General features: G+C 71.1%; 17 protein-coding genes and 1 pseudogene. 8 read left to right on the top strand and 10 right to left on the bottom strand.

The genetic code is table 11. The features are described 5' to 3' along the window. The first annotated feature begins 379 nt into the window (after positions 1-379). From ACFXB5_RS06960 to ACFXB5_RS06945, 4 genes are read left to right on the top strand one after another with little or no spacing between them, the layout of a single operon-like run. On the top strand, positions 380-1351 hold the full coding sequence (locus ACFXB5_RS06960) for an SMP-30/gluconolactonase/LRE family protein (protein WP_385203392.1): 972 nt from the start codon (positions 380-382) through the stop codon (positions 1349-1351). After that, complete coding sequence (locus ACFXB5_RS06955) at positions 1348-2403, top strand: alcohol dehydrogenase catalytic domain-containing protein (protein WP_385203389.1); 1056 nt, start codon at positions 1348-1350, stop codon at positions 2401-2403. Before ACFXB5_RS06960 ends, ACFXB5_RS06955 begins: the two co-directional genes overlap by 4 nt. Before the next feature lie 2 nt (positions 2404-2405). After that, a complete protein-coding gene (locus ACFXB5_RS06950; RefSeq protein WP_385203386.1) occupies positions 2406-3467 on the top strand; it encodes a hypothetical protein in 1062 nt (353 codons plus the stop codon). Further along, positions 3464-4249, top strand: a complete 786-nt coding sequence (locus ACFXB5_RS06945; protein WP_385203384.1) for an SDR family NAD(P)-dependent oxidoreductase — start codon at positions 3464-3466, stop codon at positions 4247-4249. The genes ACFXB5_RS06950 and ACFXB5_RS06945 overlap by 4 nt, the downstream gene beginning before the upstream one ends. Positions 4250-4321: 72 nt before the next feature. Here ACFXB5_RS06945 and ACFXB5_RS06940 read toward each other — a convergent pair whose 3' ends face one another. The 7 genes from ACFXB5_RS06940 to ACFXB5_RS06910 all read right to left on the bottom strand — a co-directional run bounded on the left by ACFXB5_RS06940 (position 4322) and on the right by ACFXB5_RS06910 (position 11886). After that, entirely contained in the window at positions 4322-5332 is a 1011-nt protein-coding gene (locus ACFXB5_RS06940) for a sugar ABC transporter substrate-binding protein (RefSeq protein ID WP_385203381.1), read from the bottom strand. A gap of 36 nt (positions 5333-5368) precedes the next feature. Continuing rightward, positions 5369-6406, bottom strand: coding sequence for an ABC transporter permease (locus ACFXB5_RS06935; RefSeq protein ID WP_385203379.1), 1038 nt, complete (start codon positions 6404-6406; stop codon positions 5369-5371). After that, positions 6403-7953 carry a sugar ABC transporter ATP-binding protein gene (locus tag ACFXB5_RS06930; RefSeq protein ID WP_385203427.1) on the bottom strand — a complete coding sequence of 517 codons (1551 nt, stop codon included), beginning with the start codon at positions 7951-7953 and terminating at the stop codon, positions 6403-6405. Before ACFXB5_RS06930 ends, ACFXB5_RS06935 begins: the two co-directional genes overlap by 4 nt. A 157-nt stretch (positions 7954-8110) precedes the next feature. Further along, positions 8111-9124: an LLM class oxidoreductase gene (locus ACFXB5_RS06925; protein WP_385203376.1), complete on the bottom strand. Its 1014-nt coding sequence runs from the start codon at positions 9122-9124 to the stop codon at positions 8111-8113. A gap of 159 nt (positions 9125-9283) precedes the next feature. After that, the gene (locus tag ACFXB5_RS06920) at positions 9284-10108 is read right to left on the bottom strand and encodes an aldo/keto reductase (protein WP_385203373.1); all 825 of its coding nucleotides are present in this window, start codon (positions 10106-10108) and stop codon (positions 9284-9286) included. Between the two features lie 83 nt (positions 10109-10191). Further along, positions 10192-10617, bottom strand: a complete 426-nt coding sequence (locus ACFXB5_RS06915; protein ID WP_385203371.1) for a heme-binding protein — start codon at positions 10615-10617, stop codon at positions 10192-10194. A 63-nt stretch (positions 10618-10680) separates the two neighbouring features. Then, entirely contained in the window at positions 10681-11886 is a 1206-nt protein-coding gene (locus ACFXB5_RS06910) for an MFS transporter (RefSeq protein ID WP_385203368.1), read from the bottom strand. A 164-nt stretch (positions 11887-12050) separates the two neighbouring features. On the opposite strand from ACFXB5_RS06910, the gene ACFXB5_RS06905 reads away from it, so the two are divergent. Then, positions 12051-12569, top strand: coding sequence for a MarR family winged helix-turn-helix transcriptional regulator (locus tag ACFXB5_RS06905; RefSeq protein ID WP_385203365.1), 519 nt, complete (start codon positions 12051-12053; stop codon positions 12567-12569). 2 nt (positions 12570-12571) lie between these two features. Here ACFXB5_RS06905 and ACFXB5_RS06900 read toward each other — a convergent pair whose 3' ends face one another. Next, entirely contained in the window at positions 12572-13510 is a 939-nt protein-coding gene (locus tag ACFXB5_RS06900) for a LysR substrate-binding domain-containing protein (protein ID WP_385203363.1), read from the bottom strand. A 142-nt stretch (positions 13511-13652) separates the two neighbouring features. Between ACFXB5_RS06900 and ACFXB5_RS06895 the strand changes: the two genes are divergently transcribed. After that, entirely contained in the window at positions 13653-14663 is a 1011-nt protein-coding gene (locus tag ACFXB5_RS06895; protein ID WP_385203361.1) for an aldo/keto reductase, read from the top strand. A 38-nt stretch (positions 14664-14701) separates the two neighbouring features. Further along, on the top strand, positions 14702-15121 hold the full coding sequence (locus tag ACFXB5_RS06890; protein WP_385203359.1) for an SRPBCC family protein: 420 nt from the start codon (positions 14702-14704) through the stop codon (positions 15119-15121). Positions 15122-15234: 113 nt separating this feature from the next. Here ACFXB5_RS06890 and ACFXB5_RS06885 read toward each other — a convergent pair whose 3' ends face one another. Continuing rightward, complete coding sequence (locus tag ACFXB5_RS06885; RefSeq protein ID WP_385203356.1) at positions 15235-16734, bottom strand: Ig-like domain repeat protein; 1500 nt, start codon at positions 16732-16734, stop codon at positions 15235-15237. Between the two features lie 410 nt (positions 16735-17144). Next, a pseudogene (locus ACFXB5_RS06880) lies at positions 17145-17510 on the bottom strand (substrate-binding domain-containing protein); the annotation flags it as partial. Here ACFXB5_RS06880 and ACFXB5_RS06875 point away from each other — a divergent pair. Next, complete coding sequence (locus ACFXB5_RS06875) at positions 17418-17954, top strand: MFS transporter (RefSeq protein WP_385203424.1); 537 nt, start codon at positions 17418-17420, stop codon at positions 17952-17954. The pseudogene ACFXB5_RS06880 and the gene ACFXB5_RS06875 sit on opposite strands and share 93 nt — an antisense overlap. Positions 17955-18121: the final 167 nt, after the last annotated feature.

Here is an 18121-nt window from a genome sequence, read left to right as displayed (position 1 = left end):
GCAGGGCGCCGTCCACCGACAGTTCGGAGCCGGTGAGCACGGTGAAGGTGTCGCCGAGGCCGCGCCGGCGGAGCGGGGCCACCCCCCCCCCCCCCCCCCCCCCCGCCCCCCCCCCGGGCGTGTCACACCCCCCCCCGCCGGGGGGGGGCGCCTGTTTGCGCCGGGGGCCCCCCCCCCCCTTTTCGCGACCCCGCGGCCCCGTCGCACCCCGACTCATCCCCCTTGACATGCTGTACGTACAGGATGACTGCCATCTGGGCCGATAGCCTGAAGCCCTGGTTCGCGAATTCTCATCCACTAGACATCCAGTCCGCACCATGAGAATGTGCCGTGGCCACCTTCGTGACCGCCTCGCGGTGCCACGACGAACAGGAGCCTCATGCGCCCATCGGTGACGACCGTCCACGCCGCCCCCGTCGCGAGCGGATTCACCTTTCTCGAGGGCCCCCGATGGCGCGACGGCGAACTGTTCGCGTCCGACTTCTACAGCGGGCGCGTCCTCGCCTTCCGTCCGGGCCGCTCGCCGGACACCGGCCATGAGGTGCGCACGGTGTGCGAGGTGCCCGGCCGGCCGTCCGGGCTCGGATTCGCGCCCGACGGGTCGCTGCTGATCGTCTCGATGCTGGAGCGCGCCATGCTGCGGTGGGACGGCCGGGCGCTCACCACCGTGGCGCGCTTCGGCCACCTCATCGAGGGCGTGGCCAACGACATGCTCGTCACCGAGTCCGGCTGGGCCCTCATCGGCAACTTCGGCAATACGGACGCCGAGCCCGACTCCCTGCGCGAGACCGCCCTGGTGCGGGTCTCCCCCGACGGCCGAGCCGATCTCCAGGGCGACGGGCTCGTCTTCCCCAACGGCATGGTGCTCACCGCCGACCGCCGGCGGCTGCTGGTGGCGGAGACCTTCGCCGGACGCGTCTCCTCGTGGCCAGTGGCCTGGAGCCGCGACGGGGCGCCCACGCTCGGAGAGCGGGGGGTGTGGAAGCAGTTCGGCAGCCCGCCCGGCCACCTCGACATCGAACGCGCCACCCGCGAGCTTCCCGTACTGCCCGACGGTCTGGCCATCGACGCCCACGACCGGGTCTGGGTGGCCTCCTCGACCGGACACGGCGCACGCCTGCTCGCCCCGGACGGCACCCTCCTCGCCCTCGTCGAAACCGGCGGCCTCAGCCCCTACGCGGTCGCCATCGGCGGCGCCGACCAGTCCCTCCTCCACCTCTGCTGCTCACCGCCGCTCGGCACCGTCGACCCCGCCGTCACCACCGAGTCGGCGCTGTACGCGGCTGACATCTCGGCACTCCGCCGACCCGCATCCCGCGCCTCCCGCGCCCCAGGAAAGGAGACATCATGACGACCACCACCGCGCCGACCGCCACGGTCCGTGCGCTGCGGTTCGCCGCGAAGGAGAAGGTCGCCGTCGTCGACGCACCGCTCCCCGAGCCCGGCCCGGGCGAGCTGGTCCTCGATATGAAGGCGGCCGGCCTGTGCGGAAGCGATCTGCACTACTTCCATATGACACACGAGGAGATGCGGCACGCCACTCAGCCGCGCTCGCCCGAGATGACGCCCGGCCATGAGATCGCCGGTGTGGTCAAGGCGGTCGGCCCCGGTGTGAGCCACCCACGGGTGGGCGACCGGGTCGCGGTGCAGCACTACTCCGGCTGCGGCCAGTGCGAGAGCTGTCGGCGCGGCTGGGATGTGCACTGCGAGCGCGGAGCGCGGGTGTATTCGCTCAACCGGCCCGGTGGCTGTCAGGACGAGTTGGTCGTCACGGCCAAGGACTGCGTGGTGCTGCCGGACGAGGTGAGCTTCCCCGTCGGCGCGTTCCTCGCCTGTGGTGCCACGACCGCCTACCAGGCGCTGCTCCGCTCGGAGGTGAAGCCGGGCGAGACCGTGGTCGTCATCGGCGTGGGCCCGGTGGGTCTCGCCGTGCTCGCCTGGGCGAAGGCGTTCGGCCTGCGCGCCATCGGCACCGACCCGAGCCCCGAGCGCCGCGCCTTCGCCGAGAGCCTCGGCTACTCCGATGTCCACGATTCCGCGGGCTTCGACATCGAGGCCGTGGTGCCCGGTGGCGCGGACGCCGTCATCGACACCTCCGGGAACGTCCACGGCCGCCGTACCGCCGTCGAGGTGGTGAAGACCTGGGGCACGGTGGTGTTCGTCGGGCTCGGCCCCGACTTCGCCATCGACCCGGTACCGGATCTGATTATGCGTCAGGTGACCCTGCGCGGAATGTTCGTCTTCAGCGTGCCGCTGATGATGGAGGCCGTGGCGGAGGCCGGCCGGCTCGGTGTGGACCTCGCTCCGATCATCACCAGCGTCTCCTCGATCGAGGAGGGCCCCGACGCCTTCGCGGACTTCGCAGCGGGCAGCGTCGGCAAGTCGGTCATCGGATGGGAGTGAGCATGGCGAGCGCGACCTCGGTCCGGCCCGTCGACGGCGGCGCGTGGACACTGGAGAACGACGCGGTCACGGTGGTGGTGAACCCGGCCCGGGGCACCGACATCCTCTCGCTGGTCTGGAAGGCCACCGGCGAGGAGATCCTGTGGCGCCACCCGCACTGGGTGGACCGGGTGCCGGCCGCCGACACGGCGGACGCGAGCGATGTGTCGTTCTTCGACAACTACGCGGGCGGCATACAGGAGTTGTTCCCGAACGCGGGGCCACCGACCACCGTGCACGGCGCTCCGCTGCCGTTCCACGGTGAGGCGGCCCGCCGCTCGTGGGCGGCCGAGGCCGTGGAGACGGCGGGCGGGACCGCGCTGCGGTGTGTCACCCGGCTCGCCCGCTACCCGTTCCGCATGACCAAGACCTTCTCGCTCGACGGCTCCGTGCTGCGCTTCAGGAGCGAGGTGGAGAACCTTTCCACCCGGGCCCTCCCCTCGAACTGGGGCCTGCATCCCGCCTTCAACACCGCGACCGTGGCCCGCGCGGCCACCGTGTACGGCCCGTTCGAGGAGGTCACCGCGCATCCGGAGGACTTCGGCGCCCGGCAGTGGATGGCACCCGGCGAGATGCGCCGGGTGCCCGCCGTGGCCCCGGGCGTGGGAGCCCTCGAACTCGCCCCGGGCGAGGGCCCGACGGCCGACCTCGGCTACGCCACCGTCACGGGCGGCTGGTTCGGGCTGCGCTCACCGGGCTGCGGTCTGGTGGCGACGATGAGCTGGCAGTCCGAGCTGTTCCCCGAGATCTGGGTGTGGCAGGAGTGCCACGCGCCCGATGACTACCCCTGGTGGGGCACCGAGCACATCGTGGCGGTCGAACCGCACACCACCTCCCCGTTCATGCCGCTCGATAAGCGGCTGGAGCGCCCCGGCGTGCCCGTCATCGCCGGAGGATCCACGCTGAGCGCCGAGTTCACGCTCGGCGTCCATGAAATCGCCGACGACGAGGTGCCGGTCGATGTCGACGAACGGGGCGTGCCGGTGCTGATCACCGTCTCGGACGAGGGAGAGGGCGTGGCATGAGCCGATTCACCGATCGCGTCGCGATCGTCACCGGGGCGGGGGCGGGCATCGGCCGGGCCGCGGCCGAGCGCATCGCGGGCGAGGGCGGCTCCGTGGCCGTCTTCGACATCTCGGCCGAGCGCGCCGAGGAGTCCGCGCGCACGATCGCCGGCGCCGGTGGCTCCGCCGCACCCTTCGCGGTGGACGTCTCCGACCCCGACCAGGTGCGGAAGGCCGTGGACGAGGTGGTGGCCACGCTCGGTGTTCCGTTCTCGCTGGTGAACAGCGCGGGCATCCTGCGCATCTCCCCCGCACTGGAGATGAGCGCGGACGACTTCGACACCGTGCTCGGCGTCAATCTGCGCGGGGTGTTCCTCATGGCCACCGCGGTCGCGCGGCACATGGTGGCGGCGAAGCGGCCGGGCCGTATCGTCAATGTCTCGTCGATCCACTCGGTGATCTCGCTGCGCGAGGCGGCCGCCTACGCCGCCTCCAAGGGCGGGATCGAGGCGCTCACCTTCACCCTCGCGGGAGAGTGGGCCGAGCACGGCATCACGGTCAACGCGGTACGCCCCGGGGCCACTTGGTCCGCGCTGACCACGCCCCTCTACACGGACGACGTCGTGGCCTCGCTGAACCGGCGCATCCCGCTCGGCGCGGTGGCCCGCGCCGAGCAGGTGGCCGCGGCGATCGCCTATCTGGCCTCCGAGGACGCCTCGTACTCGACCGGGGCGACGCTCTCGGTCGACGGCGGCTACACCATCAACGGCGACATGCCGAACGCGGTCTACGAACGCGATTGACCCATCGCATCACAAAGGGACGGGGCCGGAATCGTGAGATTCCGGCCCCGGCCGTATGCGCGCGGCCCCGGCTCAGAAAACGGAGTGCGGGTCGAGGAAGTCGTCCACGTTCTCGCAGTTGATGCCCGCGGCCTTGGTGTAGCGCTGCTTCTCGATGTCCTTGGGCGCCACATCGCCGGTGCCGATCCGCAGCGCGAGGTCGAAGGCGAGGTCGGCGGCCAGCTTGGGCGAGTTCAGGCCGGTGGAGATGTACCGGCCGTCGCATCCGCCCGCCCTGATCTCCTGGAGCGCCTGCTTCTGCCCGTCCGCCGCCGCGGCCACCAGCGTCTTCTTGTTGCCCTTGTCGCGCAGGGTGCTGAGGGCTCCGAGCGTCATCGAGTCGTTGAGGCCCACGATCAGGTCCACGTTCCGGTGTGCGGCGAGGATCGACTCGGTGGCCGGTACCGCGGCGTCCTGGGAGTAGTTCGCGGGAGTCCTGGCCACGATGTGGTACCTGACGCCACCTGCGCGCAGACCGTCGAGGAATCCCCGCTGGCGGTCGGGGCCGACGATCTCGTCGTCCGGGCCGCCGTTGAGGACGGCCAGGCTGATCGTCGAGCCACGGTGGAACCGCTTGGCCGCGAGCCGGCCCGAGAGCTTGCCGATCGCGTAGTTGTCGGAGGAGACGGAGGTGACACCGACCCCCTCGATACCGGTGTCGACGAAGACCAGCGGCACCTCCCCCGCCACGTCCTTCAGCTGTACCTTCTGTGTCTTCGGGCTCATCGCGTCGACCACGAGGACGTCGATGCCCTGCGCCACCAGGGTCTGGGCCTGGTTCAGCTGGGTGACGGCGTCCCCGTCGGCGTTCTGCACCTCCAGGTGGAAACCCCGCTTCCTGGCCTTCTTCCTGGCCGCGTCGACCATCGCCGCGAAGTAGGGCGCGTCCAGCTGCCGCTGGGAGAATCCGATCGTGACATCGGTGGGCTTCTTGGCCTCCTTGGGGCCGCCCGAGGACGCCTTGCCACCGATGGTCGTACAGCCGGCCAGGACCAGCGCCGCCGCGGACAGCGCGGCGAGCGGGCCCCGTCGCATGGTTGTCATGCAGATCTCCGTGTCGTGTCTGGTCATGCGCCGGGCTCAGGAGTGTGCGGTCCGCTGCCGACGGCGCCGGGTGAACTGGACGGTGGTGAGGACCATCGCGAAGATGATCAGGGCCCCGCGGAAGGCGTCCTGGAGGAACGTGGAGACGTTGAGCAGCACCAGCAGGTTGGAGATCACGCCGAAGATGAGCGTGCCCAGGAACGCGCCGAGCACCCGGCCGCGACCGCCCACGAGGCTGGCACCGCCGATGACCACCGCCGCGATCGAGTCGATCTCGTAGTTGTCCCCTCCGGTGGGAGTGGCCGCGCCGATGCGGGCGGCGAGCAGGAAGCCCGCGAAGCCGACCAGCACACCGGCGATCACATACACCGTGATCATGGTGGCCTTCACCGGCACACCCGAGGCGTGGGCGGCCTCCTTGCTGCTGCCGAGCGCGTACACACGGCGCCCGAACACGGTGCGGCGGGTCAGGAAGGCCATGGCCATCGCGAGCACGATCCACACGATGCCGAGCACGGGGACGCCGCCGACCGCCGTCGTGGCGATGGTACGGAAGTCGGCGGCGTGGGGGCTGATCGGCTGGCCCTCGGTGTAGGCGTAGACGAGCCCGCGGCCCAGCGCGAGCATGCCGAGGGTCACGATGAACGCTTCGAGCCCGCGGTAGGCGATGAGATAGCCGTTGAAGACACCGATGGCGCCGCCCAGCACGATCGCCACCGCCACGGCGAGCAACGTGTTCCCGCCGCCGAAGAGCCCGGCGGAGAGCACCCCGGCGAGCCCGGCGACCGCGCCGACGGAGATGTCGATGCCACCGGTGAGCACGATGAGGAACTGCGCGAGGGTGACGATGCCGATCACCGAGACCTGTAGCAGCAGATTGGACACGTTGTACGAGGAGAAGAAGGCGTCGGAGGTGAGGCCCGCGAAGATCAGCAGCGCGATGAGGATGTAGAGCGGGTACTGCTCCTTCGCCCACTGCCCGGCCCGGCGCGGCGTCAGGCCGTGGGCGGGCGCCGTCCCCTCGTCGTCCGCGGCTGGTGCGGCGGCCGTCCTGGTCGCGGTGTCGTGGCTCACTGGACTTCTCCTCCGAGGGCGGTACGGGTCAGGTCGTCGGTGGTGCTGGTCTTCGAGCCGAACTCGCCGGCGATGACGCCGTCGCGCAGCACGATCACCCGGTTGCACAGGGCCAGGGCCTCCTCGGCCTCGCTGGTGACGACCACGACCGCCTTGCGCCGCTCGATGAGGCCGCGCACGATCTGATAGATGTTCAGCCGGGCACCGACGTCGATGCCCTTGGTCGGTTCGTCCAGCACGACGACGTCGGGCTCGCTCTCGAGCGCCTTGGCTATGCACACCTTCTGCTGGTTGCCACCGGAGAGCGAGCTGGTCAGCTGGTCGGCGCCGCCCTTGATCCCGAAGTCGGAGACCAGCCGCGCCACCCGGCGGCGCTCCCGGCGGGTGTGCATCACTCCGCCGGTGGAGAACGCGCCCAGCGTGCTCAGCGTGAGGTTGGTGGCGTTGTCGAAGTCCTTGACGAACCCCTCACGCCGGCGGTCCTCGCTGAGGTAGGCGATCCCCTGGCGCAGGGCGGCCCGCGGTGAGCGCGGGTTCACCTCGTGGCCGCGCACCCGCACGGTGCCGGTGTCGCGGTGCTGGTGCCCCGAGATGGACCGGGCGAGGGAGCTGCGCCCGCTGCCGACCAGTCCGTAGACGCCGACGATCTCGCCTTCCCGCACCGAGAAGGAGATGCCGGACGCCGATCCCGAGGACACGTCCCGCACCTCAAGCAGGGTGGGGGCGTCCGCCGCGGCCACCGGCTCGGGTGGCTCCAGGGCCATGACGGCCTCGCCGATCATGAGCGTCATGATCTCGTCGGGCGTGGTGTCCGCGGTGTCGACCACATCCACGAGGGAGCCGTTGCGCATGACCGCGATGCGGTCGGCGAGCGCGAACACCTCCGGCATGCGGTGCGAGACGAAGACGACCGTGGCACCGGCTTCGCGCTCTTTGCGCACGAGTGCCTCGACGTCCTTGAAGTGCTCCTCGGTGGTGGAGGCGGTGGTCTCGTCCAGCAGCAGCACACGATGCTCGTTCACCTGGGACCGGCTGAGCGCCACCATCTGACGGGGGCCAGGGCCGAGCCGTCCGGCCGGCAGGCCGAGGTCCACCTCGCGCATCCCGACCACACCGAGGGCGGCGCGTGTACGCTCCGTGCGGTCGCGTCCCCCGACGAGCTGCCACGGCCTGCGGCGGCCCGCCGCGCTGAGGCCGGTCAGCCAGACGTTCTCCTGGACGCTGAAGGTGTCGACGATGACCGGCTCCTGGTGCATGAGGAGCACTCCGGCGTCCAGGGCCGCGGAGGGTGTGGTGATCTCGCCGTCGTATCCGTGCACGATCACCCGCCCACTGGTGGGGCGCTCCTGACCGGCGAGCAGCTTGGTCAGCGTCGACTTGCCGGCGCCGTTCGCACCGCAGATGGCGAGCACCTCGCCCGCGTAGCCGCTCAGGGTGACGTCGGAGACGGCGACGACACCCGGGTAGACCTTGCCGACCCCGTCCAGAGTGAAAGTGACCGTCCTCGGCGGTGGTGACTCGGATGCCGAGGACGCGGCCGCGCCCATCCTGCTCACTTCGAATGCTCCCTTGCGCTAGGCACGTCACTCCTCGTCGAGAAGGCCGATCACTGCTGCCCATGACTCCGTGAGGGTCCGGGCTGCGACCTTTTTTCTCATGAGATGAACGCTGTGTCTACTGCATGGGACAAATGAATGCGGCGATCTACCCCGCCGCAAGCCCCTCGGCGACGGCGGGCGAGGGGAAGTGCGGCAGTACGTGGTCGGCGAGTTCGGCCAGGACGTCCTCGACGGGGCGGTCGTTCGGCCGCAGGTTGAACGAGACATGCGCGACACCGAGGGCGGACATCTTCTCCAGGTGCTCCACAAGGCCCTCCCGGCCGGTGCGGAGGCCGAGCCGGATGGTGGTGGCGGGGGCCGCGGGGTCGGGCAGCAGGTCGAGCATCATGGGGGTCAGATAGGGCTTGGGGCGGTCGGCCGTCAGCCGCCGCCACTGCTCCGTCTTCAGACGGAGCGCTCCCAGGTCACGGGGGTAGTTGAGGCTCGCGTCGACGTGTTCGGCGATCCACTCCGGGCTCTGCTGGGCGTTGCCCGCGACCGCGATCGGGATGGTCCCGTCGGTGGGCTTGGGCAGGACGTCGAGTTGCCGGTCGGGGGTGAGGCCGAGCTGGGGCAGATCCAGCCCCTCGCCGGGGGGCGGGGTGGCCCAGGCGGTGCGCAGCACCTCGACGCTGGTGCGGAAGGTCTCGGCGCGGGTGGTGAACTCGACGCCGAAGAGCGGGTATTCGACGGGACGGTCACCACTGGCCAGACCGAGGACGAAGCGCCCGCCGGACAGGACGTCGACGGTCGCGGCCGCCTTGGCGACCAGAAGAGGCCGGCGCAGTGGCAGGACGACGGCCGCGGTGCCGAGGACGGCGCGTTCGGTGACCGCCGCGAGATGTCCCAGGTGGGTGAAGGTCTCGAACACCGACCCGGCGTCGCCGAAGTGCACCGGGTCGTACAGCGGGACGTCACGGACCCACAGGGCGGCGAATCCGGACCGGTCGGCGAGGCGGGCCAGGTGGGCGTGTGCGTCGAGGGACGGCACACCGAAGGGACGGCCCGCCTTGCGGTCGGTGGCGAGCCGGGACTGCCCCCAGTCGTTGTCCAGGGGGAGTTCCAGGCCGAGGGTGAGGCGGCCACCGGGGTGGGTCAGACGGTTCAGGGCAGTGGACATGATGCGAGGACGGCTTCCGGGAGAGGGGAAACGGGGGCGGGAACGGGCCGCGCCGCCCCGACCGGCTGATGAGCACGGCCGCGGCGGCGCGGTCGTGTGGGGGTGGTCGAGTGGGGCGCGGTCGAGTGGGGGGGGTGGTCGAGTGGCGTGGCGGTGGGGTCAGTTGAGGGTGTCGGGGTCCGGCCCGGTGCGCTGACCGCGGTCGAGAGCGCTGATCGCCTCGATGTCCTCAGGGGTGAGGGTGAAGTCGAAGACGTCGATGTTCTCCCGGATGCGGGCGGGGGTCACGGACTTGGGGATCACGACGTTCCCCAGCTGGAGGTGCCAGCGCAGGACCACCTGGGCGGGCGACTTGCCGTGTCGCCGCGCTATCGCGGCGAGGGCGGGGTCCTGGAGCAGGGCGCCCTGGGCCAGCGGGCTCCATGCCTCGGTGGCGATCTTGTGCTGGGCGTGGAAGGCCCGCAGCTCCCCCTGCTGGAGGTAGGGGTGCAGCTCGACCTGGTTGATGACCGGGACCACACCGCCGTGGTCCAGTAGCCGCTCCAGGTGTGCGGGCTGGAAGTTGGACACGCCGATGGCGCGGGTGCGGCCGTCTGCCAGCAGCTTCTCCAGGGCGCGCCAGGTGTCCAGGTAGAGATCGCGGGCGGGGGTCGGCCAGTGGATCAGGTAGAGGTCCACATAGTCGGTGCCCAGCTTGGCCAAACCGGCGTCGAAGGCCGCGAGGGTGGAGTCGTAACCCTGGTCGGCGTTCCACAGCTTGGTGGTGAGGAACAGCTCCTCGCGGGGGACGCCGGACTCGGCCAGGGCACGGCCGACGCCGGCCTCGTTGCCGTAGACGGCCGCGGTGTCGATGGAGCGGTAGCCGGCCTCGATGGCGGAGAGCACCGCGCCGGTGGTCCGCTCGTCCTCCACCTGGAAGACACCGAAGCCCAGCTGCGGGATCTCGAGACCGGTGTGGAGGGTGACGTTGGGTACGGAGGTCATGGTGTCCTTCGTCGGGTCGTGTGTGCTGTGCTGGTTGCGGTTCGGGTTCTCGGCGGTTCCGGGGTCTCGGCGGTTCCGGGGTCTCAGCCGAGCGTCGCGACCGCCGTGGTGGCGATCTCGTGGTCCTGCTCGGGGGCGCCGCCGCCCACGCCCAGCGCGCCGATCAGCCGGCCGTCGCGGTGGACCGGAACGCCACCGGCGATGAACAGCAGCGGGCGGTCGAGGGCGGTGGGCAGGGTGTGGAAGGCGCCTCCGGGCTGGACCGCGTCGACCAGGCCCGCGGTGGGGGCGTCCAGCTGGAGCGCGGTGAACGCCTTGCGGGTGCTGGTCTCCCCCGCGATCAGTACGGCCCGGTCGTCGCGCCGGAAGGCCAGCGGATGGCCACCGGCGTCGAGGACGCTGATCGCGGCCGCCACCCCGGCCGACTCGGCGGCGGCGCGGGCGGCCTGGACAAGGGCCTCGGCGTCCTTCGTGGTCAGCGGGGCGACGGCGGTCTCGGGGGTGCTCATGGCGGGTCGGTCTCCTTTAGCGAAGTGGTGGTGGTGCTGTTTCGGTGTGCGGTACGGGGTGGCTCAGTGCCGCCCGGTGAACGCGTGGGCCGGCTCGGTGGTGGCGCCCTCGTGGCCGCGGTGGGCGTCGCGGCGCTCCAGGGCGGCCGAGAGGACGGCGAGGACCAGGGCGGATCCGGCGAGGATGGCGCCGACCCAGTTGGGCGCCGTGTAACCGAGTCCGGCCGAGATCACCATGCCGCCGAGCCAGGCCGAGAGCGCGTTGCCCAGATTGAAGGCGCCGATGTTGACGGCGGAGGCGAGGGTGGGGGCACCCGCCGCGTGGTCCAGCACCCGCTTCTGCAGCGGGGGCACGGTCGCGAAGCCCAGGGCGCCGATCAGCGCGATGGTGATGGCGGCCGCGATCTTGTTGTGGGCGGTGAAGGTGAACGCGGCGAGGACCAGCGCGAGGGCGCCCAGCGACACGCACAGCATCGGCATCAGGACCCGGTCGGCGAACCGGCCCCCGAGGAGGTTGCCGCCGACCATGCCCAGACCGAAGAGGACCAGCAGCCAGGTGACGGAGGAGTCCGCGAAGCCGGCCACCTCGGTCATCATCGGCGCGATGTAGGTGATGGCGGCGAAGACACCGCCGAAGCCGAGCACGGTCATCGCCATGGCCAGCAGCACCTGTGCGTTGCGGAAGGCCGCCAGCTCATGGATCAGGTGCACACCCTCCGGCTTGGGGATGTCGGGAACGAGCTTGGCGATGCCCGCCAGGCCGATCACGCCGAGCGCGGCGACGAGGAAGAAGGTGGTCCGCCACCCCAGCGACTGGCCGATAGAAGTGCCGAGCGGCACGCCGACGACGTTGGCGATGGTCAGGCCGGTGAACATCATCGAGATGGCTCCGGCCTTCTTCTCGGGCGCGACCAGGTCGGCCGCGACGACCGATCCGATGCCGAAGAACGCGCCGTGCGCGAAGGAGGCGACGATCCGTCCCACGACCATCACCCCGAAGGCGGGGGCGAGCGCGGAGAGCAGATTGCCCACCACGAACAGCCCCATCAGCAGCATCAGCATGCGCTTACGGGAGATCTTCGTACCGAGCGCGGTCATCAGCGGCGCGCCGAGCACGACGCCGAGCGCGTAGCCGGTCACCAGGAAACCGGCGGTGGGGATGGACACATCGAAGTCCCCGGCGACCTCGGGCAGCAGCCCCATGATCACGAACTCGGTGGTTCCGATCCCGAAGGCCCCGATGGCGAGGGCCAGCAGTGCGATGGGCATGAAAGTTCACTCCAAGTGATTGCTATCGCTCTTTACGAGCACCCACAATACTTGCAGACGCACTAATTGCAAGCGCGCTATATTGCTCATGCTGTGTATCGCGTCATCGTCACCGCCGCCGACCCCCGACCGGGCCCCGCCCCACCCCGCACCAGGAGGCATCCATGACCACACCGCCCATCACCACACCGGACCTCGTCGCCACACCCCTCGCCCAGAGCTGGTGCGCCCTGTCACTGCTGCACAGCAGGATCGAGACGCATCTCGAGGGGGCTCTCCACACCCGCCATGGGCTCAGCGCCCGCGAGTACGCGGTCCTGGACGTCCTGAGCCGGCAGCACGACGGGGACAACGGCCATCTGCAGATGAAGCAGGTGGCCGACGCGGTCGCCCTCAGCCAGAGCGCCACCACCCGCCTGGTCGCCCGGCTCGAGGACCGCGAACTCCTCTCCCGCTACCTGTGTCCCACCGACCGGCGCGGGATCTACACCAATGTCACCGAGGCCGGGCTGCTCCTGCTCGGCCAGGCCCGGCCGACGTACGAAGGCGCCCTGCGCGAGGCGCTCGACCTGGCGGCGCGGGACCCGAGGCTCACCACCCTGGTCGCGGCCGTGGCCTCACTGGAGGCGTCGCCCCTCGACGCCTCGTCACTCCGAATTCCGGGGTGTGAGCTCCCCGGCTGACCTCACACCCCGGAGGCGAGGCCACCGGCCGGCGGCGCCGCGCCCAGCTCCCGCTCGTCCGACAGCACCGTCTCGCGGAACGAGGCGACGACCGGCCGCAGATCGATGTGGTGCCAGACCGCCCACAGCTGGACGGACGCCTCATGCCAGGGCAGTGTGCGCACGGCCACGGCCTCCGTGGCGCTACGCACCATGCTCTTCTGCACCAGCGCCAGCCCGAGGCCGGAGGCCACCAGGCCGAGTGCCGTCAAGGGATCCGCGGCGTCGAGCCGGATGTCGGGCGCGAAGCCCGAGGCCACGCACGAGGCGACGAACGTGTCCCGCCACACCGGGTCACCCGGCTCCTCGACCGCGATCCACGGCTGCCCGTCCAGATCCTTCGCCGAGATGGTCTCCTGAGCGGCCAGCGGGTGGCCCGCCGGAAGGACCAGCAGCAACGGGTCCTCCAGCAGCGACGCGGCGCGCAGCACGGGGTCGTCGCGGTCCGGCGGCTCCCGCACCAGGGCGATGTCCAGGCTGCGCTGGCGCAGCCCCTCGAACTGCTCGGCCGCGGCCATGCTGTACAGCGCGACATGGATGCCGGGTCTCTCCTCCTGGAGCCGGCGCAGCGCGCCCGGCAGCACACCGGTGTGCATGGCGTCGGCCACGTAGCCGATGCACAGCCCGCCCTCCTCGCCCCTGCCCAGCCGACGACCCAGGTTCTCCAGCCGGTCGGCGTGGCGCAGCAGCGCCCGTGCCTCGCTGAGGAAGATCGCACCGTCGCGGGTGAGCCGGATGCGCTGCTGGCTGCGCTCGAACAGGGTCAGGCCGAGGTTCTTCTCCAGCTGAGCGATCTGCCGGCTGAGCGGCGACTGGGAGATGTGAAGTTGCTCGGCGGCGCGGCCGACGTGTTCGGTCTCGGCCACGGCGCTGAAGTAGCGCAGTTGTCGCAGGTCAAGCATTTAAGACCTCCGAGGACTCAAGTATATCCAAGAGAGTCTTGGACAGTCTGAAGTCCCGATCCTAACGTCGAAGGCGAACGAACGGCGGACCGGCCGAGAGCCATGAGTCCGTCCCTTCCCCCTCTCTCCGCAAGGACACTTCATGACCATCGCGTCTCTGCTCCCGGGCCGCCTCGGACTGGGCACCGCCCCGCTGGGCAGCATGTTCCGCGACGTCTCCGACGAGGAGGCCGCCGCGACCGTCGACGCCGCCTGGGACCACGGCATCCGCTACTACGACACCGCCCCCTTCTACGGCGCGGGCCTGGCGGAGATACGCCTCGGCGACGCGCTCGCCGGGCGCCCCCGCGACAGTTACGTGCTCAGCACCAAGGTCGGTCGGGTCATCCTCGACGAGGTCGAGGACCCCGCCGCCCGTGAACTCGGCGAGAAGGGCGGTCTGTTCGAGCACGGCCGTCCCAACAAGCTCGTGCACGACTGGACGGCCGACGCCACCAAGCGGTCCATCGAGGACAGCCTGCAGCGCCTGCGCACCGACCGGCTCGACATCGTCTGGGTCCATGACGTGGCCCAGGACTTCCACGGAGACGAGTGGCTCGCCGTCTACGAGAGTGCCCGCACCGGCGCCTTCCGCGTCCTGCAGCAGCTGCGCGACGAGGGCGTGATCAAGGCGTGGGGGCTCGGCGTCAACCGCGTCGAACCCATCGAGCTCACCCTCGACCTGGACGAGCCGAAGCCGGACGCCTTCCTGCTCGCCGGGCGCTACACCCTGCTGGACCACGACCGCGCCCTGCAGCGCCTGCTCCCCACGGCGGCCGACCAGGGCGTCAGCCTCGTCGTCGGCGGCCCCTACAGCTCCGGCATCCTCGCGGGCGGCACCCACTTCGAGTACCAGGACGCGCCCGCGCACATCATCGAGAAGGTGGCACGCATCAAGGAGCTCGCCGAGCGGCACGGCGTCAGCGTCAAGGCCGCCGCCCTGCAGTTCTCCCTGGCCCACCCGGCGGCCGCCGCCGTGATCCCGGGCGCGACCCGGCCCAGCCGTATCGCCGAGGATGTCGCGGCCCTCGACGAGACCATCCCCGCGGCGTTCTGGACCGAGCTCCGCGAGGCGGGGCTGGTCTCCCCCCTCGCGCCCCTGCCCACCGCCTGACGAACCCCCTTCCCCCCACCTAGGACAGGAGCATCTCCATGGCCTCCACCACCGCCACGCTCGACGTGGCCGTACCACCCGAGCGGGTGTGGCAGCTCATCGGCGGCTTCGACGCGCTGCCCGACTGGCTGCCGTACATCTCCGAGAGCGTCGCCGCCGAGGGCGGCCGCGTCCGCCGGCTGCGCAACGAGGAAGGCGGCGTGATCGTCGAGCGGCTCGTGGCCTTCGACGACGCGGCGCGCTCGTACAGCTACGCCATCCTGGAAGCGCCGTTCCCGGTGACCGACTACCTCTCCACGCTGCGCGTGCGCGAGGTCCCCGGCCGGTCCGACGCGTCGCGCGTCGAGTGGTCCGGGTCGTTCACCCCCACCGGCGTCAGCGACGACGAAGCCGTCGCGCTCTTCCACGGCATCTACGCCGACGGGCTCGCCGCCCTGCGCAACACCCTGGCGGGCTGAACCGCCCGACGGGCCGCCACAGCACCGCGCCGGGACATCGCCCCGCACACTGCCGCATCGCGGCTGAACGCGAGCGGGGCGGCGGTCCGGCGCGGGCGAGCTGACGTGGAGCCCTACGGGAGCAACGGCACCGGCTGGAACACCAGCGCCGCCGAGCCCGTCGACCCACTGAAGCCGGGCGCACCCGCGAACGTGGCGGTGTACGTCGGGGCGGTGAGCACGGTGGACGGGACGGTGACATTGGTGAGGGTCGCCGTTCCGGTGGCATCCGTGACCGCGCTGCCCAGGAGCAACGGGCCCAGCGCGGAGTTGGCGTTGAAGGTGATGGTCTGGCCGACGACGGCAGCGCTCGTCGCCGTCTCCGTGAGTGTGGCGCTCAGGGTGGGAATGACGAACGTGCCGTTGGTCCGCATCCGGATCGTGGCCGGGGCGGCGGTGAGCGTAGTCGCCTTCGGATTCACCTGCTGGGTCAGGACCGCGGACGTCGAGGGGTTGAAGCAGCCGTCGCCGTTGTACGTGGCGGTGACCGTGTGCGGCCCGGCGGTCAGCGCGCTGGTGCTGGCCGTCGCCTGCCCGACGCCGTTCAGGGTGCCCATGAGGGTGGGGCCACCGCTGATGGTGAACGTCACGTTCCCCGTGGGGACTCCGGCGCCCGGGGCCACCGCGACCACGGTGGCCGTGAAGGTCACGTTCTGGCCGAAGGTCGACGGATTCGGCGAGGAGGTCAGCGAGGTGCTGCTGTTCGCCTTGGCCACCGTGATCGATCCGGTGACCGACGTGCCCTGTACGTTCCCGTCGCCCGCGTAGGTGACGGTCACGGTGTGTGTGCCCGGGGCGATGCCGGTTGTGGACACACACACGTTCCCGTTGGCGTCCAGGTTCCCGAGCAGCGTCGGCCCACCGGAGACCGCGAAGGTCACCTGCCCGGTCGGCAGGCACGTGCTCGGCGAACTCGCCGTCACATGCGCGCACAGCTGTACCGTCTGACCGCACACCGGCGAAGCCGGCGTCGAGGTGAAGAGGATGTTCGACGTGGCCTGCGCGACGGTGACCGTCCCGCTGGCCGACGAGGGGTCCGTGGTGGCACTGCCGGGGTACGAGACCGTGAAGGGGTGGGAGCCGACGGACAGATTGACGGTCGCACAGGCGTTACCGGCGTTGTCCAGCGTCGCGTTCACCGTCGGACCATTGGTGAACACGAACTGCACCTGCCCGGACGGCAGGCATGGCCCCGACCCCGACGACGCGACCTGAACGCACACCTGCACCTGCTGACCGCAGACCGGCGAAGCCGGTGTGATCGATGTGACCGTCGTCGTTGTCACTGCCTTGCCCACCGTGAACGTCAGGAACCCCGAGCTGGACGGGTCAAAGGTCCCGTCACCCGGGTAGGAAGCCGCCGCCGTGTGGCTTCCCACGTTCAGAGTGCTGATCGGGGCGGAGGCCAGACCGGCGAAGAGAGTCCCGGTCAGCGTGGGTCCGTCGTCGCTGATGATGAATTGAACCGTCTCGCCGTCAGGGGGTGCGGGCGACACGGTGGCGGTCAATACCACCGTTTGGCCGCACGTGGGCGAACTCGGGATGATGCTGAGGGTAGTGGTGGTCGCGGGCATGGGAGCGGCCCCTTCCGGATCGCGGTTGGGATGAGCCGCCCGGCTCCGCGCGACGCGTGCCGCGCGGAGCCATGGCCTCTGCGCGGGGGTGCCCATACGGCCGGCCTGTCTACGTCAAAGCAGAGAGGCCGACCGTCCCCCGACAGAGGTATGGGCGACCCATCAGTCGGTATCTGCAAGTAAGCGGGCGCCTACGCCAGATGGGCCAGGGGACGGGCGGCTATTCCACCCAGATGGCGCAGCGCGGGCCGCGCGTCACCGATGCGCTGGCGCGACGGCCCGGTTTCGGGCAGGCCGATGCCGCGACCCGGCTCGTGTCCGTCCCGAGCGGCGTACCGCGACGCCGTCCCCAAGCGCCGTCAGGAAGCGGCGCCCGCAACCCCGCCACGCAATCCCGCCCCGAAACACCGTCAGGAGGCGGGCGTATGGGCGGTGGACCTCCGGATCACCAGCTCGGCCGGGAACTCGCGGCGCCGGGCGGACAGCGTGCGGTCCTCGATCCGCTCGATCAGCATCCGCACCGCCATCCGCGCCATGTCCGTGATCGGCTGCCGCACCGTGGTCAGGCCGTAGGCCTCCCACGCGGCCATCGCGATGTCGTCGTACCCCACCACCCAGACGTCCTCGGGGACCCGCACGCCCAGCGATCTCGCGCCGTCCACGGCACCGAGGGCGGTGAGGTCATTGGCGCAGAAGACGGCGGACGGGGGCCGCGGGCCGTCGAGCAGTTCGCGCATCGCCGCCCGCGCAGTGCGCTCTCGGACCGGGTGGGCCGCCGGCCGGTGTTCATCGGGGGTGCGCTCTTCATGGCGGCCTTCGCGGGACCGTTCTTCCTGATGGTCGACACCCGGTCGCCGGTGCTGGTCTGTCCGGCCCTGGTCGTGATGATGGCCCTGGGACATGGCGCGGTGTTCGGCCCGCTGGCCGCGTTCTACGCCGAACTGTTCCCCGCCCGGGTCCGGTACAGCGGAGTGTCGGTCGGCTACCAGGCAGGCAGTGTGGTGCTCGGCGGCTTCACCCCGATGCTGGCCACTTCGGTGGCCCTGTGGAGCGGCGGGGCGTCCTGGAGCCTGATGGCCCTGGTGGCGGCGGGTGCCCTCATCGCCGCGGCCACGATGGCGGTCGCTCCCGAGACCTTCCGCCGAAGCCTGGACGCGGAGGCGGGGGCGGCCGCGCGGGACGGCGCGGTGAGCCGGGAAGCGGTGACGACTCCGGCTTAAGCCCCCATACAGCAGTTGAGGGGGGGGGGGGGGGGCCCGGCACCCCCCCCACCCAAATTAGCCACACCCACCCCCAGCGAGCCCGGAGAACAAAAAGGGGGGGGGGGGGGGGACCGCGGCCGCGGGGGGCGCCGGGGGCCGCGCCCCGGCCGCCGGGGGCGGCGGGG

This window comes from Streptomyces sp. NPDC059455 (genome assembly GCF_042750115.1).
In the GTDB taxonomy this organism is placed as follows: Bacteria; Actinomycetota; Actinomycetes; order Streptomycetales; family Streptomycetaceae; genus Streptomyces; species Streptomyces endocoffeicus.
This window is presented reverse-complemented; position numbering and strand designations above follow the sequence as displayed.